The organism is Roseovarius sp., from assembly GCF_965228755.1.
Lineage (GTDB): Bacteria > Pseudomonadota > Alphaproteobacteria > Rhodobacterales > Rhodobacteraceae > Roseovarius.
In genome coordinates this window covers 549,058-570,653 of sequence record NZ_CBDDIG010000013.1, presented here as the reverse complement: position 1 = coordinate 570,653, position 21,596 = coordinate 549,058, and the positions used below count along the sequence as shown (strand labels likewise).

16 protein-coding genes are annotated in these 21,596 nt (G+C 67.3%); 9 read left to right on the top strand and 7 right to left on the bottom strand.

Features of this window, described 5'->3' with window-relative positions:
* The first annotated feature begins 21 nt into the window (after positions 1 to 21).
* From ACO07J_RS21085 to ACO07J_RS21075, 3 genes are read left to right on the top strand one after another with little or no spacing between them, the layout of a single operon-like run.
* Positions 22 to 2,211: a dehydrogenase E1 component subunit alpha/beta gene (locus ACO07J_RS21085; RefSeq protein ID WP_422032633.1), complete on the top strand. Its 2,190-nt coding sequence runs from the start codon at positions 22 to 24 to the stop codon at positions 2,209 to 2,211.
* A complete protein-coding gene (locus ACO07J_RS21080; RefSeq protein WP_422032631.1) occupies positions 2,208 to 3,251 on the top strand; it encodes an ACP S-malonyltransferase in 1,044 nt (347 codons plus the stop codon). Before ACO07J_RS21085 ends, ACO07J_RS21080 begins: the two co-directional genes overlap by 4 nt.
* A complete protein-coding gene (locus ACO07J_RS21075) occupies positions 3,248 to 4,744 on the top strand; it encodes an aldehyde dehydrogenase family protein (protein ID WP_422032629.1) in 1,497 nt (498 codons plus the stop codon). The genes ACO07J_RS21080 and ACO07J_RS21075 overlap by 4 nt, the downstream gene beginning before the upstream one ends.
* Positions 4,745 to 4,881: 137 nt before the next feature.
* Here ACO07J_RS21075 and pcaG read toward each other — a convergent pair whose 3' ends face one another.
* The 3 genes from pcaG to pcaC are packed head-to-tail and all read right to left on the bottom strand — an operon-like array spanning position 4,882 to position 6,613.
* On the bottom strand, positions 4,882 to 5,502 hold the full coding sequence (pcaG, locus tag ACO07J_RS21070; RefSeq protein WP_422032627.1) for a protocatechuate 3,4-dioxygenase subunit alpha: 621 nt from the start codon (positions 5,500 to 5,502) through the stop codon (positions 4,882 to 4,884).
* Entirely contained in the window at positions 5,502 to 6,230 is a 729-nt protein-coding gene (gene pcaH, locus ACO07J_RS21065; RefSeq protein ID WP_422032625.1) for a protocatechuate 3,4-dioxygenase subunit beta, read from the bottom strand. The genes pcaG and pcaH overlap by 1 nt, the downstream gene beginning before the upstream one ends.
* Positions 6,227 to 6,613 (bottom strand): 4-carboxymuconolactone decarboxylase, encoded by a 387-nt coding sequence (pcaC, locus tag ACO07J_RS21060; protein WP_422032623.1) that lies wholly within the window; start codon positions 6,611 to 6,613, stop codon positions 6,227 to 6,229. The genes pcaH and pcaC overlap by 4 nt, the downstream gene beginning before the upstream one ends.
* Positions 6,614 to 6,819: 206 nt before the next feature.
* Here pcaC and ACO07J_RS21055 point away from each other — a divergent pair, with 206 nt between their 5' ends.
* The 6 genes from ACO07J_RS21055 to ACO07J_RS21030 are packed head-to-tail and all read left to right on the top strand — an operon-like array spanning position 6,820 to position 14,698.
* Positions 6,820 to 8,910, top strand: coding sequence for a 3-hydroxyacyl-CoA dehydrogenase NAD-binding domain-containing protein (locus ACO07J_RS21055; protein ID WP_422032621.1), 2,091 nt, complete (start codon positions 6,820 to 6,822; stop codon positions 8,908 to 8,910).
* 16 nt (positions 8,911 to 8,926) lie between these two features.
* On the top strand, positions 8,927 to 10,105 hold the full coding sequence (locus ACO07J_RS21050) for an acetyl-CoA C-acyltransferase (protein ID WP_422032619.1): 1,179 nt from the start codon (positions 8,927 to 8,929) through the stop codon (positions 10,103 to 10,105).
* A 4-nt stretch (positions 10,106 to 10,109) separates the two neighbouring features.
* Positions 10,110 to 11,306 carry an acyl-CoA dehydrogenase family protein gene (locus tag ACO07J_RS21045; protein ID WP_422032617.1) on the top strand — a complete coding sequence of 399 codons (1,197 nt, stop codon included), beginning with the start codon at positions 10,110 to 10,112 and terminating at the stop codon, positions 11,304 to 11,306.
* A 2-nt stretch (positions 11,307 to 11,308) separates the two neighbouring features.
* Positions 11,309 to 12,403, top strand: a complete 1,095-nt coding sequence (locus tag ACO07J_RS21040; RefSeq protein WP_422032615.1) for an acyl-CoA dehydrogenase family protein — start codon at positions 11,309 to 11,311, stop codon at positions 12,401 to 12,403.
* 16 nt (positions 12,404 to 12,419) lie between these two features.
* A complete protein-coding gene (locus tag ACO07J_RS21035) occupies positions 12,420 to 13,928 on the top strand; it encodes a class I adenylate-forming enzyme family protein (protein WP_422032613.1) in 1,509 nt (502 codons plus the stop codon).
* Positions 13,925 to 14,698, top strand: coding sequence for an IclR family transcriptional regulator (locus tag ACO07J_RS21030; protein WP_422032611.1), 774 nt, complete (start codon positions 13,925 to 13,927; stop codon positions 14,696 to 14,698). Before ACO07J_RS21035 ends, ACO07J_RS21030 begins: the two co-directional genes overlap by 4 nt.
* Positions 14,699 to 14,716: 18 nt before the next feature.
* Here the strand turns inward: ACO07J_RS21030 and ACO07J_RS21025 are convergent, their stop codons facing one another.
* The 4 genes from ACO07J_RS21025 to ACO07J_RS21010 all read right to left on the bottom strand — a co-directional run bounded on the left by ACO07J_RS21025 (position 14,717) and on the right by ACO07J_RS21010 (position 21,584).
* A complete protein-coding gene (locus tag ACO07J_RS21025; protein ID WP_422032609.1) occupies positions 14,717 to 16,879 on the bottom strand; it encodes a histidine kinase N-terminal 7TM domain-containing protein in 2,163 nt (720 codons plus the stop codon).
* Between the two features lie 47 nt (positions 16,880 to 16,926).
* Positions 16,927 to 17,331, bottom strand: coding sequence for a response regulator (locus ACO07J_RS21020; protein WP_422032607.1), 405 nt, complete (start codon positions 17,329 to 17,331; stop codon positions 16,927 to 16,929).
* A 5-nt stretch (positions 17,332 to 17,336) separates the two neighbouring features.
* Positions 17,337 to 21,002 carry a PAS domain S-box protein gene (locus tag ACO07J_RS21015; protein ID WP_422032605.1) on the bottom strand — a complete coding sequence of 1,222 codons (3,666 nt, stop codon included), beginning with the start codon at positions 21,000 to 21,002 and terminating at the stop codon, positions 17,337 to 17,339.
* Positions 21,003 to 21,185: 183 nt separating this feature from the next.
* Positions 21,186 to 21,584: a response regulator gene (locus tag ACO07J_RS21010; protein ID WP_422032603.1), complete on the bottom strand. Its 399-nt coding sequence runs from the start codon at positions 21,582 to 21,584 to the stop codon at positions 21,186 to 21,188.
* Positions 21,585 to 21,596 lie beyond the last annotated feature (12 nt).

Here is a 21,596-nt window from a genome sequence, read left to right as displayed (position 1 = left end):
CGACAGAACGAGGCGCCCCCGATGGACAGAGCCCAGATCGTACATGACAACTTCCTGCGCCGCGTGGCGGCGGGCGACCTCCCCGCAGGCGCCCCACCGGCCGACGGGCTGAGCAACGCCGAAGCCGTCTCCCTCTTCCGCTCGCAATGCCTCTCCCGCGCGCTCGACCGCCACAGCCGCGCCATGCAGAAGGCGGGCCAGGGCTACTACACCATCGGCTCTTCCGGCCACGAAGGCATGGCCGCCGTCGCCGCCGCCACGCGCCCCACCGACCCGGCCTTCCTCCACTACCGCGACGCCGCCTTCCAGATCGCCCGCAGCGCACAGGTGCCCGGCCAGACCACCACGTGGGACATGCTCCTTTCCTTCGCCTGCTCCGCCGAAGACCCGATCTCCGGCGGCCGCCACAAGGTGCTGGGCTCCAAGGCCCTCAACATCCCCCCGCAAACCTCCACCATCGCCAGCCACCTGCCCAAGGCCGTGGGTGCCGCCTATGCCATCGGGCTGGCCAAACGCCGCCCGCCCGAACACCGCCAATATGCCGAGGACGCCATCGCCATCTGCTCCTTCGGCGACGCATCGGCCAACCACTCCACCGCCCAGGGCGCCTTCAACACGGCAGGCTGGACCTCCTACCAGTCAATCCCCCTGCCCCTCCTCTTCGTCTGCGAAGACAACGGCATCGGCATCTCGGTCAAAACACCCAAGGGCTGGATCGCCGCAGGCTTCGCCCACCGCCCGGGCCTGAAATACTTCTCCTGCGACGGTCTCGACATCTTCGACACCTACCGCGCGGCCCAGGAAGCCGCCCACTACGTCCGCACCCGCCGCAAGCCCGCCTTCCTCCATGTCCGCACCGTGCGCCTCTACGGCCACGCCGGCGCCGACATGCCCACCACCTACATGCCCAAGGCCGAGGTCGAGGCCGAGGAGGCCAACGACCCCCTCCTCCACTCCGTCCGCCTGCTCTCCCAATCCGGCGCGCTGGAGCCGCAACAGGCGCTCGACATCTACAACGACACCTGCACCCGCGTCGAACGCGTGGCGGAGGAGGCCATCACCCGCCCCCGCCTCAAAACCGCCTCCGACGTCATGGCCAGCCTCATCCCCCCGGCGCGCCCCTGCAAACCCACCAACGGCCCCGACGCCGCCACGCGAGAGGCCGCCCTCGGCCCCGACCTCAAGGCGCAATCCGAGCCCCAGATCATGTCGCGCCTCATCAACTGGGCGCTCACCGACCTGATGCTCGAACACGGCGAAATCGTCATGATGGGCGAGGATGTGGGCCGCAAGGGCGGCGTCTACGGCGTCACCCAGAAACTCATCACCCGCTTCGGCCCCGACCGCGTGATCGACAGCCTGCTCGACGAGCAATCCATCCTCGGCCTCGCCATCGGCATGGCCCAGAACGGCTTCACCCCGATCCCGGAAATCCAGTTCCTCGCCTACCTCCACAACGCCGAGGACCAGATCCGGGGCGAGGCCGCCACCCTCCCCTTCTTCTCCAACGGCCAGTTCACCAACCCCATGGTGATCCGCATCGCCGGTTTGGGCTACCAGAAGGGCTTCGGCGGGCATTTCCACAACGACAACTCCGTCGCCGTGATCCGCGACATCCCCGGCGTCATCCTCGCCTGCCCCTCGAACGGCGCCGACGCTGCGAAAATGCTCCGTGAATGCGTCCGCCTCGCGCGCGAGGAACAGCGCGTCGTCGTCTTCCTCGAACCCATCGCCCTCTACCCCATGCGCGACCTGCATGACGAGAAAGACGGCGGCTGGATGGCCACCTACCCCGAGCGTGGCGAAACCATTCCCTTGGGCTCCGTCGGCAAACACGGCGACGGCACCGACCTCTCCATCGTCAGCTTCGCCAACGGCCACTATCTCTCTCGCCAGGCCGCCAAACGCCTCGAGGCCGACGGCATCACCACCCGCACCATCGACCTCCGCTGGCTCTCGCCCCTGCCCGAAGAGGCCCTGCTCGACGCCATCAAGGGCGCCGAGCGCGTCCTCATCGTCGATGAGACCCGCCGCACCGGCGGCATCGCCGAGGCGCTGATGGCCCTGATCTCCGAGCGCACCAACCTCCCCCACGCCCGCCTGACGGCCGAGGACAGCTTCATCGCCACCGGCCCCGCCTACGCCGCCACCATGCCCTCGGCCGACAGCATCGTCGAAGCCGCCACCCAACTGGTGAGGGCCAAGAAATGAAAACAGCCGTCATCATCTGCCCCGGCCGCGGCACCTACAACAAACCCGAGCTCGGCTACCTCTCCCGCCACTTCCCCGACGCCGGCCTCCTCGCCGAATTCGACGCCTTCCGCGAAGACGCAGACCAGAAACCGCTGACCGCCCTCGACGGCGCCCCCCGCTTCTCGCCGTCCGAATTCTCCCGCGGCGACAACGCCGCCGGCCTGATCTACGCCGCCACGCTGGGCGACTTCCTCTCCCTCAACGCCGAGGAAATCCGCCCCGTCGCCGTCACCGGCAACTCGATGGGCTGGTACTCGGCGCTCGCCTGCGGCGGCGCCACCACGCCCGAGAACGGCTTCCGGATCGCCAACACCATGGGCACACTCATGCACGAGGCGCTCATCGGCGGCCAGCTCGTCTATCCCTTCCTCGGCGACGACTGGCGTCCCGACCCCGCCCGCAAATCCGAACTTCTCCAGCTGGTCGCCGACATCAACACCCGCGACGACCACACACTCGCCCTCTCCATCGACTTGGGCGGCATGCTCGTCCTCGCCGGCGACACCAACGGCCTCAAGGCCTTCGAACAGGCCGTCCCCAAGATCGACGACCGCTTCCCGATGCGCCTCAAGGGCCACGCCGCCTTCCACACCCACCTGCAACGCCCCGTCGCCGAAAAGGGCCGCGCCGCCCTGCCGCAAACCCTCTTCACCCAGCCAAACCTGCCGCTCATCGACGGCCGCGGCGCCATCTGGTGGCCCGGCGCCACCGACACCGCCGCACTCCACGACTACACGCTCGGCCACCAGGTCACCGAACCCTACGATTTCACCCGCGCCATCACCGTCGCGGCCCGCGAATTCGCCCCCGACCTCTTCATCGTCACCGGCCCCGGCACCACATTGGGCGGGGCGGTGGCGCAATCGCTGGTCCTCGCCAACTGGCGCGGGATCGGCAGCAAACAGGACTTCACGAAACACCAGAACGCCACGCCCCTTCTGGCCGGCATGGGCCATGCCGACCAGCGCGCGTGGGTCACGAAAGGAGACGCCAAATGAACCATCAAGACGCCCTCACCGCAGCCGGCCTCACCGAGAAGGACCTCACTGGCGGCACCCTTGCCGTCCGCTCCCCCATCGACGGTGCCGAGGTGGCGAAAATCCACGAAACCCCCGCCGACAAGATGCCCGAGGTGATCGACCGCGCCCAGAAAGCGTTCAAGCAATGGCGCACCGTGCCCGCCCCCCAACGCGGCGAGCTTGTCCGCCTCCTCGGCGAAGAGCTTCGCAACGCCAAGGAAGAACTCGGCGCCATCGTCACGCTCGAGGCCGGCAAGATCACCTCCGAGGGCCTAGGCGAAGTGCAGGAGATGATCGACATCTGCGATTTCGCCGTCGGCCTCTCGCGCCAGCTCTACGGCCTCACCATCGCGTCTGAGCGCCCCGGCCACCGCATGTCGGAAACCTGGCACCCGATGGGCCCCTGCGGCGTCATCACCGCGTTCAACTTCCCCGTCGCACCGTGGGCGTGGAACGCGGCCCTCGCGCTGGTCTGCGGTGACCCGGTGATCTGGAAACCGTCGGAGAAAACGCCGCTGACCGCGCTGGTCACCCAACGCATCTTCGACCGCGCACTGGCCCGCTTCGGGTCCGACGCCCCGGCCGACCTCCTCCAGGTCGTCATCGGCGGCGCCGACATCGGCGAGGCGCTGGTCAACAGCCGCGACGTGCCCGTCCTCTCGGCCACCGGCTCCACCCGCATGGGCGCCATCGTCGGTCCCAAGGTCCAGGCCCGCTTCGGCCGCCCGATCATGGAGCTCGGCGGCAACAACGCCATGATCGTCGCCCCCTCCGCCGATCTCGACATGGCGGTGCGCGCCATCGTCTTCTCCGCCGTCGGCACCGCCGGCCAGCGCTGCACCTCGCTCCGCCGCCTGATCGTCCACCACTCGATCCGCGAGGAGCTGACCGAGAAGCTGAAACAGGCCTACGCCTCGCTCACCATCGGCGATCCGCGCACCGAGGGCACCCTCGTCGGCCCCCTGATCGACGAGACTGCCCGCAAGGCGATGACCGCCGCGCTCGAGGCCGCCAAATCCGAAGGCGGCACCGTCCATGGCGGAGGCGATGCCAAGGGCGTCGATGGCGGCGTCTACGTCTCCCCCGCGCTGGTCGAAATGCCCCGCCAGACAGAAACGGTGCAGACCGAAACCTTCGCCCCGATCCTCTACGTCATGGGCTACGAGACCCTCGAAGAAGCCATCGAGCTGCAGAACGACGTGCCGCAGGGCCTCTCCTCCTGCATCTTCACCCTGAACGTGCGCGAGGCGGAAACCTTCCTGTCCGCGGTCGGCTCCGACTGCGGCATCGCCAACGTCAATATCGGCCCCTCCGGCGCCGAGATCGGCGGCGCGTTCGGCGGCGAGAAGGAAACCGGCGGCGGCCGCGAAAGCGGCTCGGACGCATGGAAAGGCTACATGCGCCGCCAGACCTCGACGGTGAACTACTCGTCAGAGCTGCCGCTGGCGCAGGGCGTCAAGTTCGACATCTGACACGACCCCGCACGCGACCCCGCCCCGGCCACAAGGCCGGGGCCCCGGGCCGGTCCCGCGCACCGACGCAATACCGACAAAATACCGACGTTATACCGACGTTGGAAATCGGGCCGACCCCGGCCTTCCCGACCCGCTCAAATGTCGAAGAAAACCGTCTCCCCCTCGCCCTGCAATCGGATATCGAAGCGATAGACGACCTTGCCGTCCCGCTCCGCCCGCTCGGCCACGAGGGTCTGCCGCCGCACCTCCCACTCGATCAGCCCCATCACCGGGTCCGCGGCGTTGGCCTCCGCCTCGTCCGAGAAGTAAAGCCTTGTATTCAAACCGACATTTATGCCCCGCGCCACGATCCAAAGGTTGATATGCGGCGCCATCATCTTGCCGTTCCGGCCCATCACCGGCCCCGGCTTGACGGTGTCGAACCCCCACTCGCCGGTCTCGAAATCCGTGATTACCCGGCCCCAACCGCGAAACCCCTCCTCGACCTCGCCATCATGCTCGGGATGCGCATAAACACCCTCCGCATTCGCCTGCCAGGCCTCCAGCAGCACATCCTTCACCGGGCTCCCGGTGCCGTCGATCACGACCCCCTCCACCCGGATCCTCTCGCCCCCGGCATTGGGCCCGGCGATGTCCCAGCCCAGCTCGCGCTCGTAGATATCGAACCCCGCCGCCCCCGGGGCCAACCCGATATGCACGTACGGCCCCGCCGTCTGCGACGCGGTTTCCTTAAGGTATTCAAGCTTTTGCGGCATCAGTTCCCCTCCGGACGGTTTTCGAACAGCGTCGACCGCCGCCCGCGCAGCACGATGTCGAACTTGTAGGCAATGGTGTCGAGCGGGATCGTCGCATTCAGGTCGAGCGGCGCGATCAACTGTTCCACTGCCGCCGGGTCGGGGATGGTCTGCACGATCGGGCATTTCGCGATCAGCGGGTCTCCCTCGAAATACATCTGCGTGATCAGCCTTTGCGAGAACGAACTCCCGAAGACCGAGATGTGAATATGCGCCGGCCGCCAGTTGTTCACCCAGTTCCGCCAAGGATACGCCCCCGGCTTCACCGTCCGAAAGAAATAATACCCGTTCTCGTCGCTCAGCGTCCGCCCGCACCCCCCGAAATTCGGGTCGATCGGCGCAAGGTACATGTCCTTCTTGTGCCGATACCGGCCCCCCGCATTGGCCTGCCATATCTCGACCAGCGTGTCCGGCACCGGCCGCGCGTTCTCGTCCAGAACCCGACCGTGAACGATGATCCGCTCGCCGATCGGGCTTTCGCCCGCCTGCGCATAATTGGTCAGCAGGTCGTTGTCGCCCAGGTCGATGTCCTCATGCCCGAACACAGGCCCGGTGATCTCGCTCGCCGATTGTTCAAGACTGATCAACGCATAGTTCGGAGAGCGCGCAACGGAGGTCTTGTAATCCCGTGCCAGCGCCGGCGGATGCCATTCCCGGTCGCGCTGGTAATACTCGGCTGGCTTGGTCATCGGCTCTCCTCCGCCTCCATCTCGGCAAATACGCTCTTGGCGATCTTCAGCGCGTGGTTCGCCTTCGGCACGCCCGCATAGACCGCCACGTGCTGAAACGCCTCCGCCACGTCGCGCGGGCTGGCCCCGGTGCGGGCGGTGGCGCGGATATGCATCGGGATTTCCTCGAAGTTCCCCGTCGCCGCCAACAGCGCCAGCGTCAGCATCGACCGCTCCCGCAGGCTGATCGCGTCGCTGGCCCAGACGGTGCCCCAGGCGCCCTCGGTGATCATCTCCTGGAACGGCACGTCCAGCGGGGTCTTCGCCGCCTCAGCCCGGTCGACATGCGCCGCGCCCAGAACCCGGCGCCGCACCGCCATCCCGGCCTCGTATTTTTCCGACATCCAACTGCCTCCCGCGCTGTTGGCCATGTTTTGCCGGCCACTATGACAGCGCGGCGAGAGACTTGAAAACGTCTTTCTCAGTGTCATCATTGCCAGGCCGGCGGCGCACTCTTAAATTCCACTATGCGAAATTCATTTTCATATTTTGAAATTCGGCACCGAGTACGTTAAGACCACGTCAACAGGATTCGAATGGGAGAGGCACGGTGGACACCCCCGTAACCATCACGCGCGACGCGAATATCGCCATCGTCGAAGTCAACAACCCGCCGGTCAACGCGGCCTCGCACGCCGTCCGGCTGGGGCTGCAGGACAAGGTGAAGGAGGCCGAGGCCGACCCGGCCGTCGAGGCCATCCTCATCTGCTGCGCCGGGCGCACCTTCATCGCCGGCGCCGATATCAAGGAATTCGGCAAACCCCCGCAGGAACCCGGCCTGCCCGACCTCGTCAACCAGATCGAGGCCTCGACCAAGCCGGTCATCGTCGCCATCCACGGCACCGCCCTCGGCGGCGGGCTCGAGGTGGCGATGGGCGGGCATTACCGCGTGGCGCTTACCTCCGCCAAGATGGGCCTGCCCGAGGTCAATCTCGGCATCCTCCCCGGCGCCGGCGGCACGCAACGGCTGCCCCGCCTGATCCCCGTGGCGAAGGCCGCCGAGATGATCACCTCCGCCGGCATGATCGGCGCGAAGGAAGCCCATGACCTCGGCCTGATCGACCGGCTTGACGAGGGCGACGACCCCCGCGCCGCCGGCCTCGCCTATGCCAAGGACCTCCTCGCCGAGGGCGCCGGCCCCCGCCGCACCTCCGACAACCCGGCAAAAGACGCCGACGCCGTCGATTTCGACGCCCTCCGCGCCAAGGTCAAGAAATCCGCCCGCGGCATCAAGGCCCCGGTCACGGCGCTGAAAGCCGTCGAGGGCGCCACCACCATGCCCTTCGACGAGGGTCTCAGGAACGAGCGCGACCTCTTCACCGACCTCCTCAATTCCGACCAGCGCGCGGCCCTCATCCACGCCTTCTTCGCCGAGCGCTCCGTCGCCAAGGTCAAGGAGATCGAAGGCACCGACCCCCGCCCGACCGACGGGATCGGCGTGGTCGGCGGCGGCACCATGGGCGCGGGCATCGCCACCTCCGCCCTGTTGGCCGGAATCGACGTGACCCTGGCCGAGCGCGACGACGACGCGGCGAACAAGGCCCGCGCCACGGTCGAGAAGAACCTCGCCGGCGCCGTGAAACGCGGCAAGCTCGCGCAGGACAAGCACGATGCCATCCTCGCGAACGCCTTCCGCACCACCACCGACTATGCCGATTTCGCCGACCGCGACCTGGTGATCGAGGCCGTGTTCGAAAGCATGGAGGTCAAGCGCGAGGTCTTCGGCAAGCTCGACGCCGTCTGCAAGCCCGGCGCCGTCCTGGCCACCAACACCTCCTATCTCGACATCAACGAGATCGCCGCCGCCACCAGGCGCCCCGCCGACGTGCTGGGCCTGCACTTCTTCTCGCCCGCCCACGTGATGAAGCTGCTCGAGGTGGTCGTCGCCGACAAGACCGACCCGGCGATCACCGCCACCGGCTTCGCGCTCGGCAAGCGGATGAAGAAGATCGCCGTGCGCGCCGGCGTCTGCGACGGCTTCATCGGCAACCGCATCCTGTCGCACTACCAGAAGGCCATGTTCGCCACCGTCCTCGCCGGCGCCAGCCCCTTCGACGTCGACCGCGCGCTCACCAAGTTCGGCCTCGCCATGGGCCCCTTCGCCGTCAGCGACCTCGCCGGGCTCGATATCGGCTGGGCCAACCGCAAGCGCCTCGCCGACACCCGCGACCCCCGCGAAACATATGCCGCCTTCGCCGACAAGCTCTGCGAACAGGGCCATTTCGGCCGCAAAACCGGCAAGGGCTTCTACATCTACGCCGAGGGCGAAAAGCCCGAGCCGAACCCCGAGGTCGAGGAGATCATCGCCGCCGAACGCGCCGAGAAGGGCATCACCCCGCGCACCATCTCGGATCAGGAGATCGTCGACCGCTACATGGCCGCCATGGTCAACGAGGCCGCCCGCGTGGTGGGCGACGGCATCGCCCAGCGCCCCTCGGATGTCGATGTGGTCCTGCTCAACGGCTACGGCTTCCCGCGCTGGCGCGGCGGCCCGATGCATTATGCCGACACCGTCGGTCTGCCCAAGATCCTCAACGATATCGGCATTCTCAAGCAGGAGGACGATTACCTCTGGCAACCCGCCCCCCTGCTGAAAGAGCTTGTCAAGAGCGACCGGAATTTTGCCAGCCTGAACGGCTGAGAAGGAGAAACCCAATATGAAACAGGCCGTTATCGTATCGACCGCTCGCACCGGGCTCGCCAAGTCCTATCGCGGCGCCTTCAATGAAACCCACGGCGCCACCATGGCCGGCCACGCCATCGAGCACGCCGTGAAACGCGCCAAACTCGACCCCGCGCTCATCGAGGACGCCTTCATCGGCTGCGGCTACCCCGAAGGCTGGACTGGCGCCAACATCGCGCGCCAGTCGGTGATCCGCGCGGGCCTGCCCGTCACCGTCGCGGCGGCCACGGTCAACCGCTTCTGCTCGTCCGGCCTTCAAGCCATCTCGATGGCCGCCAACGCCATCACCCAGAACGGCGCCCCCGCGGCCATCGCCGGCGGGGTCGAAAGCATCAGCCAGATGCCCCCGACCCGACCCCCGCAGGCCCGCGAGAAGTGGATCGAGGAACACAAGCCCGACCTCTACCTCTCGATGATCCAGACCGCCGACATCGTCGCCCGGCGCTACAACATCAGCCGCGAAGCACAGGACGAGCTGGCGCTGGAAAGCCAGAAGCGCACCGCCGCCGCGCAGGAAGCCGGGCGGCTTGATGACGAGATCGTGCCGATCACCGTGACCCAGGCCTTCAAGGACAAGGAAACCGGCGAGGTCACCCGCAAGGAAGTCACCTTCGGGATGGACGACTGCAACCGCCCGAACACCACGCTGGAGGGGCTCGCCAAGCTGCAACCGGTGCAGGGCGAGGGCCACTACGTCACCGCCGGCAACGCCTCGCAGCTCTCCGACGGCGCCTCTGCCCTCGTCGTGATGGATGCCGAGCTGGCCGAGAAACAGGGGCTCGAACCCATGGGCGCCCTCAAGGGCTTCGTCACCGCCGGCTGCGAGCCCGACGAGATGGGCATCGGCCCGGTCTTCGCCGTTCCCCGCCTGCTCGAACGCCACGGCCTCAAGGTCGAGGATATCGACCTGTGGGAACTGAACGAGGCCTTCGCCAGCCAGGCCCTCTACTGCCGCGACCGGCTCGGCATCGACCCGGAGATCTGCAACGTCAACGGCGGCTCCATCTCCATCGGCCACCCCTTCGGCATGACCGGCGCCCGCATGACAGGCCACCTGCTCATCGAAGGCAAGCGCCGCGGCGCCAGGCTCGGCGTCGTCACCATGTGCATCGGCGGCGGCATGGGCGCGGCCGGGCTTTTCGAGATCTACTGATCCCATGGACCTTGCCTTCACGCAGGCCGAACAGGATTTCCGGCAGGAGGTGCGCGAGTTCCTCGCCACCGCCCTGCCGCACGACCTGTCCGAAAAGGTCCGCCTGAACAAGCGGTTGGGCAAGGACGACTTCCAGCGCTGGCACGCCATCCTGAACGACAAGGGCTGGCTCGCCCCGGGCTGGCCGCCCGAGCACGGCGGCGCAGGGTGGAGCCCGGTGCAAAAGCACATATTCGAGGAAGAAGCCTGCCTCGCCCACGCCCCGCGCACCGTGCCCTTCGGCATCACCATGCTCGCACCCGTCCTCCTCGCCTTCGGCACCGACGCACAGGTGAACCACTACCTCCCCCGCATCCTCAGCGGCGAAGACTGGTGGTGCCAGGGCTATTCCGAACCCGGCGCCGGCTCCGACCTCGCATCGCTCAAGACCCGCGCCGTGTGCGATGGCGACCACTACATCGTCAACGGCCAGAAGACGTGGACGACCCTTGGCCAATACGCCAACAAGATCTTCTGCCTCGTCCGCACCGACCCCGACGCCAAGAAACAGGAAGGCATCTCCTTCCTGCTGATCGACATGGACACCCCCGGCGTCACCCTCCGCCCCATCACCCTCATCGACGGGCAGGCGGAGGTGAACGAGGTCTTCTTCGACGACGTGCGCGTGCCGGCCGAGAACCTCGTCGGCGAAGAGAACAAGGGCTGGACCTACGCCAAGTACCTGCTGACCCACGAGCGCACCAACATCGCGGGCGTGGGCTTCTCCAACGCGGCCCTCGCCACCGTCAAGCGCGTCGCCTCCGAGGTCACCTCGGGCGGCAAGCCGCTGGCGCAAAACCCCTTCTTCGCCGCCCGCCTCGCGCAGGTCGAGATCGACCTGATGGCCATGGCCACCACCAACCTCCGCATCCTCGCCGCCGCCGAAGCAGGCCGCGCGCCCGGCCCGGAAAGCTCCATGCTCAAGCTCAAGGGCACCGTCATCCGGCAGGAGCTGACCTCCCTCCTCCGCCGCGCGCTCGGCCCCCACGCCCTGCCGCACCAGCCCGATTTCCTCGACGGCGGCGACAATGCCGAACCCTTGGGCCACGAACAGGCCCCCGGCGCGGCGCCGGCCTATTTCAACATGCGCAAGCTCTCGATCTTCGGCGGCTCGAACGAAATCCAGCGCACCATCGTCGCAAAATCCGTGCTGGGGAGCTGACGATGGATTTCACCCTCTCCGACGAACGCCGCATGCTGCAGGACAGCCTCTCGCGCTACCTTGCCGACAACCTCGACCACGAGCGCCGCCGCAAGACACTCGACAGCGGCGCCCCCTACGACGCCGACCTCTTCAATGGCCTCGCAGACCTTGGCGTGCTCGCTGCGCTCTTCACCGAAGAGGCGGGCGGCTTCGGCGGCAAAGGCCCAGACCTCGCCATCGTTTTCGAAACCCTCGGCCGCGCCGGTACGCTCGAACCCATCCTCCCCGCCGCCCTCGCCGCGCCGCTGCTCACCGACCACCCCGACCTCGCCCAGCAGATCATCGCCGGCGACAGCATCGTCACCCTCGCCCACACCGAGCCCCACGCCCGCTACGACCTCGCCGACGTCACCCTTCCGGCCAAGCCCACCCTCAACGGCACCAAAACCAACGTCCTCTACGGCGCACAGGCGACACATCTCATCGTCTCCGCCCGCGAGACCGGCGACCGGTTCTCCCCCGAGGGCATCTCCCTCTTTCTCGTTCCCACCGACGCCCCCGGCATCGCCATCACGCCCATCACCAATGTCGACGGCACCGCCTCGGCCCAGGTCACCTTCACCGACACCCAAGCCGCCACGCCGATAGGCGCGCCCGGCCAGGGCCACGCCCTCCTCGAAACCGCCACCGCCCACGCCATCCTCGCCCTCTCCGCCGAAACCCTCGGCGCCATGGAGGCCGCCAAGCACCTCACCCTCGCCTACCTGCAGGAGCGCCAGCAATTCGGCCGCCCCATCGGCACCTTCCAGGCCCTGCAACACCGCCTCGCCGATATGCTGACCGAGATCGAACAGGCCCGCTCCGCCGTGCTCAACCTCGCCGGCCACCTCGACGCCCCCCGCGACATCCGCGAACGCCATGTCAGCGCCACCAAGAACCTGATCGGCCGCGTCGCCGCGCTTGTCGCAGAGGAAGCCATCCAGATGCATGGCGGCATCGGCATGACCCAGGAATACGCCCTCTCCCACCACGCCCGCCGCCTCATAATGGCCGACCACCTCTTCGGCGACAGAGACCACCATCTCGAACGCTTCATCCACCTCTCGGGCGGCTGACGCGATGACGGGCCGGGTGCATGATCTCCTCCTCGCCGCCGCCCGCGCCCGGCCCGAGGCGCTGGCCATCCTCGAGAACGGCACGCGCCACGTCACCTGGGCCGACCTCGCGGAACACGCGGCCTGTGCCGCCGACCACCTCCACGACGCCGGCGCCGGCCCGGGCGACCGCGTCCTGCTCATCTCCGAAAACTCGGTCGAAGCCACCGCCTTCCTCTTCGCCGCCAGCCTGATCGGCGCCAGCGCCGTCCTCACCAACGCCCGCCAGACCGAGCCGGAAATCGCCCGCATCACCGGCCATTGCGAACCGCGCGTCACCATCCTCACCACCGCCGCCTCCGCCGACGCCGCGCGCCACGCCGCCACCCTCGGCGCGCGCGACATCTCCGGCAGCTTCGGCCGCGCCGCCCTGCTCTCCCACCCCGGCGCCACGCCCGACGACCCGGCCCAGCAGACCGCCATGCTGCTCTACACCTCCGGCACCACCGGCACGCCCAAGGCGGCGATGATGACCCACGCCAACATGATCGCCGCCGGCGACGCCGCCGCCCACCAGCGCGACATGACCGCCGATGACGTGGTCTATCTCGTCCTGCCCACCAGCCATATCTTCGGCGTCGTCGTCCTGATGGCCGTGGCGTCGCGCCAATGCGCCTGCCGGCTCGAAACCCGCTTCTCGGCCGAACGCCTCTATGACGCGGTGCAACAGGATGTCACCGTCCTGCCCACCGTACCGCAGATGCACGCTCACTTGTTCCACTACACCGAAACCAACAACCTCCCCCGCCCCTCCGGCAACCGCCTCAAATACGTCTCCTCCGGCGGCGCCCCGCTCGACCCGACCTGGAAACGCAAGGCCGAGGCGTTCTACGGCACCGCCATGCAGAACGGCTATGGCCTGACCGAAACCGCCGCCGGCATCTGCGCCACGAAGAACCCCATCGGCGACCCCGACATCAGCGTCGGCCGCCCGATGCTGAACTGCCTCGTCAAGCTCGACATGACCGCCCCCGGCGCCACGCCGGACGAAGGGATCGGCGAAATCCTCGCAGGCGGCCCGCAGATCGCCAGCGGCTATTTCCGCGCCCCCGACCTCACCGCACAGGCCTTCACCGAAGACGGCTTCTTTCGCACCGGCGACCTGGGCCGCTTCGACGCCGAGGGCCGCCTCCACATCTCCGGCCGCAGCAAGGAACTGATCATACGCTCCGGCTTCAACGTCTACCCGCCCGAGATCGAGGCCACCCTGACCGACCACCCCGACGTGGTCATGGCCGGCGTCGTGGGCCGCCCGGTCGAGGGCAACGAGGAAGTCCTCGCCTTCGTCGCCATCCGCGAGCACAGCACCGTGACCGAGCCCGAGCTGATGGCCTTCGCCGCAACCCGCCTCGCCCCCTACAAGCGCCCGTCCCGCATCATCGTGGCCCACGACCTGCCCGCCGCCGCCACCGGCAAGATCCTCAAATCGAAGCTGATCGACAGCTTCGCCGCCGCCCTCGCCATCCCGCCGGAGGCCAGCCCATGACCGACCCCTCCGACCGCCGCTTCGCCACCACCCTCGCCCGCGGCCTCAGCATCCTGCGCGCCTTCCGGCCCACCGACGCGGGGCTCGGCAACCAGGACATCTCCGAACGCACCGGCATCCCCCGGCCCACCGTCTCGCGCCTGACCTTCACGCTCTGCGCGCTCGGCTACCTCACCCATGGCCGCAAGCACGACAAGTACCGGCTCGGCCCCGCCGCGCTCGCGCTCGGCAACATCGCGGCGGCTTCCTTCTCCTTCGTGGAAACCGCCGGGCCGGACCTCCAGGAGCTGGCCAACGACACCGGCACCCTCATCGGCATCGCCATCCACGACAGCGGGCGGATGCTGCTGACGAAGTCATGGCGGCCCGTGGGTTCGGCCTCGATCTGGCTCGAGGTGGGTTACCGCCTGCCGATGCTCACCTCCTCGACCGGCAAGGCCTATCTCGCCGCCGTCACCGATGCCGAGTTCGGCCAGCTCGTGACCATGCTCACCGCCCGGCAGGAAGCGACATACGAAGCCCTCTGCGAGGCAAGGGCAAAGGCCGTCACGGAACTGCAGGAGACCGGCTTTGTCCGCGTCCCCCGCGACCGGCATTATTCCCGCAACATCAACAGCATCGCCGTCCCCTACCGCCCGCACGAGTTCGGCAGCCCGGTGGTGTTCTTCAGCGGCTCCACCTACGACGACGTCACAACAGACGAGTTCCGCAACACGATCGGCCCGGCCCTCGCACAAGCCGTGGCGGGACTGCGCGACCGCGATCACTGACGGGCGGCCACGGGTCGCTCAGCCCTCCGGAAACGGCAGCCTCACGGTGATGGTCGTACCCTTTCCGGGCGCCGTATCGGTCTCGATCTGCCCGTCCATCAACTCGACCAGCCGCGCCACCACGGCCAGCCCGATCCCGGTGCCGCCGTGCCGCCGCGTGCGGCTCTCGTCGGCCTGCGTGAAGGGCTGGAACACCCGCTCCAGCTCCTCGCCGGTCATGCCCGCGCCGGTATCCTCGACACTCAGTTCGAGCACCCGGTCGCGGCCCAGCGTCATCGTCACCGTCACCCGGCCCTTGTCGGTGAACTTGATCGCGTTGCGGATCAGGTGCTGGCCGATCTGCAGGATCCGCTTCGGATCGCCGGTCAGGACCGTGCTGCCGCCGGCCGAGATATACAGCTCGAAATCGAGCCCCTTGTCCTCGGCCTTCTCGGCAAATTGCGCGTCCAGCCGGCCGGCCAGCTCGTCAGGCGTGAACGGCTCGCGCGCCAGCGTCACCGCCTCGCCTTCCAGCTTGGCCATGTCCAGCATGTCGTCGAGGATGCCCACCAGCCCCTCGCCCGACTCCCGCAACACGGCAAGGTGCCGCCGCTGCTCGTCGTTCAGGTCGGTGTGCCCCAGAAGCTCGGCCATCCCCAGCACCCCGTTCAGCGGCGTGCGGATCTCGTGGCTCATGTTCGACAGGAACTGCGTCTTGGCCGCGTTCGCCGCCTCCGCCCGGTCGCGCGCCTGCCGCAGGAAATCCGCCGCCGCCTCCTGCGCGGTCACGTCGCTGACGCTGCACACCACCTGCCGGCCTTCCGGCCCCATGACGGGCACCGCGTTGACCGATATCACCCGCCGATCGCCATCGGGGCGGACCAGCGCAAAGCGCATGTCGATGACCTTCTCGCCGGTCCGCAGCACCACCGCCGCCGGCAGGGCCTCTCGTTTCAGCGGCGCGCCCTCGACCGTCGTGACCTGCCAGTCGTCATCCCTGACGTTCCGCGCGGTGATCTCCGACACGGGCCGCCCGGTGATCAGCTCGGCCTCCGGGTTGGCATAGACGATGCCGCCGCGCTCATCGACAAGGAAGATGCCGATGGCGCTGTTCTCCATCAGCGATTGCAGCCGGTCCCGCTCGGCCTCCAGCCGCCGCGACAGGTCAAGCAGCTCGGTCGTGTCGCGCAGGCTCAGCACCCAGCCCATCGTCACACGCCCGATATGCAGCGGCCGGAAGATCGGCACCAGCCGCGTGTCGAACGCGCGGTCCTGGAACCGGATGATCCGCGGCTCGGGCGGGGTCTCGCGCGGCAGGTTCTCCTGCACGTAGGACCAGATCGGCTCCAGCCCGCGCAGCGACGCCCCCACGCGCGTCAGATCCTGCCCCAGCAATTCCCGCGCCGGTTCGTTCGCGCCCCAGACGATGCCATCCGTGTCCAGCACGACGATCCCGTCCGAGTTCGACAGGAACAGCACCTCCTTGCCGATACTGTCCAGGTTCAGCACCCGGCTGACGATCAGCAGCCACACGAACAGCGTGACCACCGCCGAGAACAGGAACGGCGTCGGGTCGAAGCCGAATATCGTGATGTCGTAGAGCAGGTAGCCCAGGTTGCCGGCCACCGGCACCACCGTCACGATCAGCAGCGCGCGGAAGAACGGCCGGTACATCTTCTTGGCCCGGACCGAGGCATAGGCCAGGATCCCCACCGCCGCGGCAAGGAAGACGTACAGCACCAGCGCGGTCACGTAGAAGAGCGGCCCGTGATCGAAACTCGCCGACAGCCGGCCGTTGACCTCCTGCAAGGTCGTGTCGTCCCCGTAGAACGCCCCGTGCCACGGGTTCGTCAACGTGATCGCCATCACCCCGACCAGCACCACCAGGATCAGCGCCTTGACGCGCTGGTCATGGTCGCTGCGCACCAGGAAGGCATAGTTGTAAAGGAAGAAGAACCACGTCACCGGCACCGTGGCGATGGCCGGCCAGGCGGCGATTGCCCAGAACACCTTGGATTCCAGCGTCACCGACTGGATTTCCATGCCCGCGCTGACAAGCCACCAGAACATCGCCGCGCAGGTCAGCATCATGAACGGCTTGCCGTTGAAGAAGGTCCGCCCGCCCAGGAACAGGATGCAGAAGACCATCAACGCCGCATTGATCACGACGATAAGCGTGGGCGCGTGCGCAAGATCGAACAATTTTCGGCGGCCTTCCGATGGAAATTACCTGCTTCTGAAACCCGAAATCACTGCAAGGCGAGGCTTCGGCTTACCCATTTGATCAGGCCCGATGCGTCGATCGGCTTGGGCATGTACAGGCTGGCCTCGGCCAGATGCAAGCTGCCTTCCCTGACGTGATCCAGTTCCGCCGTGGTCAGGATCATCGGGGCCTCCCGGTTCGGGCTCGCGCCGGTGCGCAGACAGCGGATGATGCGGTCGCCCTTGATCGGGTCCATGTTGCGATCGAAGATCAGCAGGTCGAACCGCTGCGACAGCGCCGAGACCAGCGCCTGCCGGCCATCCGTCACCATGGTGAACTCGACCGAAAGCGCCGCGCTCAGCACGTCCGAAATGATGCTCCGCGCGATCTCGTCGTCGTCGGCCAGCAGGACCTTCGCAGCACTGTCGCCGGGCTTTGCCGGTTTGGACATGTCGTTCATGGCTCCTCCGCCGGAATGAAGGCATCGAGCAGCTGAAGCAGCTCCCGCTGCCGGAACGGTTTCGACAGGTAGCTGTCGAAGCCCCCCACGATGTAATCGGCGATCTGCTGCGGCATGGCGTTGGCGGTCGCGGCCACGGCCGGCGCCGGCTCAAGCCCGGCTTCCCGCTCGAGCCGCCGGATCTCCTCGAGGCAGGTCAGCCCGTCCATCTCGGGCATCGAGATGTCGATCATCAGCACGTCGAACGGCGCCCCGCCACAGGCCTCCTGCGCTGCCTGCCACATCTCGACCGCCTCGCGCCCGTCCTTCGCCTCCTCGATCTCGACGCCGGTGCTGCCCAGCATGGTGGTGATCACCAGCCGGTTGGTCGAACTGTCGTCGGCCACCAGCGCCCGGCGGCCCGGGAAGGTGTCGCGCAGCGGGCGCTCGTCCGGGCTGTCTCCCTCGCCCGGCACCGAGGCCACCGGCAACGCCGCCTCGGGCAGCGGCAGCACCACGCGGAAGGTCGTGCCCTCGCCCGGCGTGCTGGTCACCCCGATCTCGCCGCCCATCAGCCGCGTCATGTCACGCACCACCGCAAGGCCCAGCCCGGTGCCGCCATAGCGCGCCGAGATATCCGCCCCGGCCTGCCGGAAGGCCTGGAAGATATTGCCAAGCTGCTCCTCGGTCATGCCGATCCCGGAATCCGTCACCTCGAAGATTAGCGGCTTGTTCTTCCGCGCCGACAGTTTCAGCGTCACCTCGCCATCGGAGGTAAACTTCATCGCGTTGTTCAGCAGGTTGTGCAGCACCTGCTTGAGGCGGTGCTCGTCGCCGCGCCGGCCCTCGCCCGCGCCGGGGCTGACCAGCAGGCGGAAGCCCACGCCCTTGCTCTCGGCCAGCGTGCTGTAGATTTCGGCCACTTCCTCGACCATCTCCAGCGGGCTGAACGGCGCCGACACGATCTCCAGCTCGCCCGCCTCGATCTTCGACATGTCCAGGATGTTGTTCAGGATCCGCAGCAACAGCTCGCCCGAGTTGCGGATCGTGTCGATCATCTTGTGCTGCCGCTCGGTCTCCAGCGTCGGCGCCAGCAGGTCGGCAATCCCCAGGACGCCGTTCAGCGGCGTCCGGATCTCGTGGCTCATGTTGGCCAGGAACATGCTCTTCGCATCGCTCGCCGCCAGCGCCTTGAGCCGCTCGTTGTAAAGCTCGGTCACGTCCGAGCCGACACCGCGATAGCCGCTGAACTCGCCGGTGCCGACATCGTGGAACGGCGCCGCCGAAAGCCGGATCCAGATCTGCGAGCCATCGGTCTTGCGCGACGACAGGATATGGTTGGAAAAGCCCTTCCGCGCCTCCAGCGCCTCGCGCACGGCGGTCCACGCCGCCACGTCCGATTCCGCCGGCTTGCCACCCGGCATCAGCGCCGACAGGTCGCGCCCGTCAAGCTCGGCCGGGTCCTGCCCGGTGATGGTCTCGAACGTGTCCGACAGGAAACTGTGGTTCAGATCGGCATCCAGCTCGAAGAACCAGTCGCTCGATATCGCGGCGACGTCATAGAACCGCCGGACGGCGGTGTCGCGCTCCTGCAGGGCGCGCGTCAGGTCCTCGTTCGACCGGCGCAGCGCTTCTTCCGACGCCTTGCGCGCGGAAATGTCGATCAACACGCCCGAGATGCGCAGTGTGCGGCCCTCTTCATCGCGCGACGTGATCCGCCCGCGCATCTCGACCCAGGTATACTGGCCCCCGGCATGTTTCATCCGGAACTCGCGCCGCACCTGGTTGCGCTGGCCGTTCAGCAGCATCTCGAAATGCTGAAGCACTTCCTCGCGCTGATCGGGGGCGACCATTTCGAAATGCGACATAACCGACGTGCCGGATATTTCCTCGCGGGCATGTCCCAGGATCCCGGCATAGCGGTCATTGGTGATCACCTGGTCGACGCCACGGCGCCATTCCCACGTGCCCACCTGCGCCCCCTCGATGATCTCGGCAAGCCGCTCTTCGGCCCGTTTCAGCTCGGTGATGTCGATCCGCATCCCGACGCGGCCGCCATCGGGCGTGGCCTGTTCCAGAACGCGGATGCACCGCCCGTTCGCCATGGTCTCGAAATGCTCGGTCGCCGCGGCGTGGCGTGCCAGCCTCTCGGCGATCCAGGCCTCCTCGCGGCCGATGGCTTCGGCATATTCGCCACGCTCGACACCCCGTCGCAGCAGGTCCTCGAACCGGACCCCCGGCTCCATCAGCTCGGCCGAACGCGGATAGAACTCGCGGTACTTGTCGTTGCAGATCACCAGCCGGTCGTCCTGGTCGTAATAGGCGAACGCGTCGGGCAGCGCCGACAACGCGTTCTCCAGCAGCCCGCGCGACCGCTCGGCATCCTGCTCGGCCGTCTTCATCGCCGTGATGTCGGTGGCCACGTGCACGAGGATACCGTCGGCGCCCTCCTCCTCGATCTCCGAACTGATGTTCAGGTCGACCCAGTATTCCTCGCCCGTCCGCGTCTCGTTCAGGATCTCTCCGCGGAAGGTCCGGCCGGTCTGAATCGCCTCGTTGATCCTTCTCCCGGTTGAGGGATCGGTCTTGCCGCTGCGGGTGAATTCCAGCAGCGACCGGCCTGTCATCTCCTCGACCGCGTAGCCCGATTTCTCGACGAACGCCCGGTTCGCCCAGATCACGTTGCCGGCCCGGTCGGTGATGACGACCAGGTTCGTCATCAGCTCGGCCACCTTGCTCAGCCGTTCCAGCCGGTTGCGGGCATGGGCGTCCTGCGTCACGTCGCGGATCACGGCGACGAACCGGAAATCGGCGTCCCCGGGCCGGCCGCTGGCGGCCACCGTCGCCTCGTGCACCTGCGTGCCGCCATCGACGGCGCGATCGAAACGGCGCGATTTCGACACGCCCGCGCGCTCGGCCTCGTCCATGCAGGTATCGAGGATCTTCGCGATATAGCCCGGCAGAACATCCGCCGGCGTCTTGCCGGCGCGCCGCTCCATCGGCACGATCATCATGTCCGAGGGGCCGGCGGAAATGCCGGTGTACCGCCGCTCGGCATCGAGTTCGAAGAACAGCTCCGGCAGGGTACGGAACAGCGCCTTGAAGCGGTTCGTGGTCAGGCGCAGCGCCTCCTCGGCCCGTTCGCGGGCCTGCTCCGACTCGATCCGCCGGATGGTCACCCAGATGATGTCGGCCACGGCCTTCAGCAGGTCGATCGTGGGCTCGGCGAACGGCGTGGCGATGCGCGTGTTATCGAATCCGATCAGCCCGCCAAGCTCACCGTCATGCAGGAACGGCACCACGAGGATGGCCTTGATATCCTGTTTCCGAAGGATATCGGGCAAGGCGCTCTCGGCGTGCCAGTTCTCGACATCGGGAATATGGATATGCCGCCCCTCGAGCAGGTCGGGCAACCACGGCTCCATCAGGTCGACCGGCATGTCCTGGTTTTCGTCGATCGCCGGTCGCGTGGTCTCGGCCACCCACTCGTGGGTGTTGTCCATCCGCCCCTCGGGCCCGATCCGGAAGATATAGCACCGATCCGCCCCGGCAATCGCGCCGACCCGTTCGATTCCCTGTTCCAGCAGCGCATCCAGATCGTCCGGTGTCGCCCGCACGAGATCGGCAAGAAGCCTCGTGACGAATGCCTGATCTTTCACTGCGCGCGAATGGGTCATGTCCATTCGAATTTCTCCGGAAACTACAGGGTGCGATGCACCACATAAATACGGCATCTTTAAGGATGCTCTTGGTTTTAAATCAGATTTGCGACATTATCCCGTCGCAATCCGCGGTCTGATAACACGTCGAAACCGGCCGCGTCGACCCGTCGGCTGCCCTTGCGTCAAGACCGTCGCAGGAATGACTCACCCCGCCGTGCCCTTCTCCGTTTCCGCCCAGATCGCCCGCAGGTCGTCTGCCAGCGTCATCGGGTCGAACGGCTTCGGCAACACCCTGACGGCGCCAAGCCCCATGAGCCGCTCGACCTCCTTGCCATGCACCTTCGCCGTCAGGAAAACCGCCGGCGCCTCTTCCAGCCCCTCGATGGATTTCAGCGCCGCCATGGTCATCGGCCCGTCCATGTCCGGCATCATCACATCCAACAGCAAAAGCTGCGGTGCGAAGCCCTGCGCGGCCGACACGGCCTCTTCCCCGGAGGCGTAACCCTGCGCCGAAAGCCCTCCGACGGTACACAGGGCCACATCGATCAGGTCGCGGATCGCCGGGTCGTCATCGACGAACATGACCCTCTCCAGCTCGCTCATTTCTCTTCCTTT

Coding starts and splice junctions, on each gene's coding strand:
- ACO07J_RS21085 (WP_422032633.1), top strand. CDS start 22: ATGGACAGAGCCCAGATCGTACATGACAACTTCCTGCGCCGCGTGGCG.
- ACO07J_RS21080 (WP_422032631.1), top strand. CDS start 2,208: ATGAAAACAGCCGTCATCATCTGCCCCGGCCGCGGCACCTACAACAAA.
- ACO07J_RS21075 (WP_422032629.1), top strand. CDS start 3,248: ATGAACCATCAAGACGCCCTCACCGCAGCCGGCCTCACCGAGAAGGAC.
- pcaG (WP_422032627.1), bottom strand. CDS start 5,502: ATGCCGCAAAAGCTTGAATACCTTAAGGAAACCGCGTCGCAGACGGCG.
- pcaH (WP_422032625.1), bottom strand. CDS start 6,230: ATGACCAAGCCAGCCGAGTATTACCAGCGCGACCGGGAATGGCATCCG.
- pcaC (WP_422032623.1), bottom strand. CDS start 6,613: ATGTCGGAAAAATACGAGGCCGGGATGGCGGTGCGGCGCCGGGTTCTG.
- ACO07J_RS21050 (WP_422032619.1), top strand. CDS start 8,927: ATGAAACAGGCCGTTATCGTATCGACCGCTCGCACCGGGCTCGCCAAG.
- ACO07J_RS21045 (WP_422032617.1), top strand. CDS start 10,110: ATGGACCTTGCCTTCACGCAGGCCGAACAGGATTTCCGGCAGGAGGTG.
- ACO07J_RS21040 (WP_422032615.1), top strand. CDS start 11,309: ATGGATTTCACCCTCTCCGACGAACGCCGCATGCTGCAGGACAGCCTC.
- ACO07J_RS21030 (WP_422032611.1), top strand. CDS start 13,925: ATGACCGACCCCTCCGACCGCCGCTTCGCCACCACCCTCGCCCGCGGC.
- ACO07J_RS21020 (WP_422032607.1), bottom strand. CDS start 17,331: ATGTCCAAACCGGCAAAGCCCGGCGACAGTGCTGCGAAGGTCCTGCTG.
- ACO07J_RS21015 (WP_422032605.1), bottom strand. CDS start 21,002: ATGGACATGACCCATTCGCGCGCAGTGAAAGATCAGGCATTCGTCACG.
- ACO07J_RS21010 (WP_422032603.1), bottom strand. CDS start 21,584: ATGAGCGAGCTGGAGAGGGTCATGTTCGTCGATGACGACCCGGCGATC.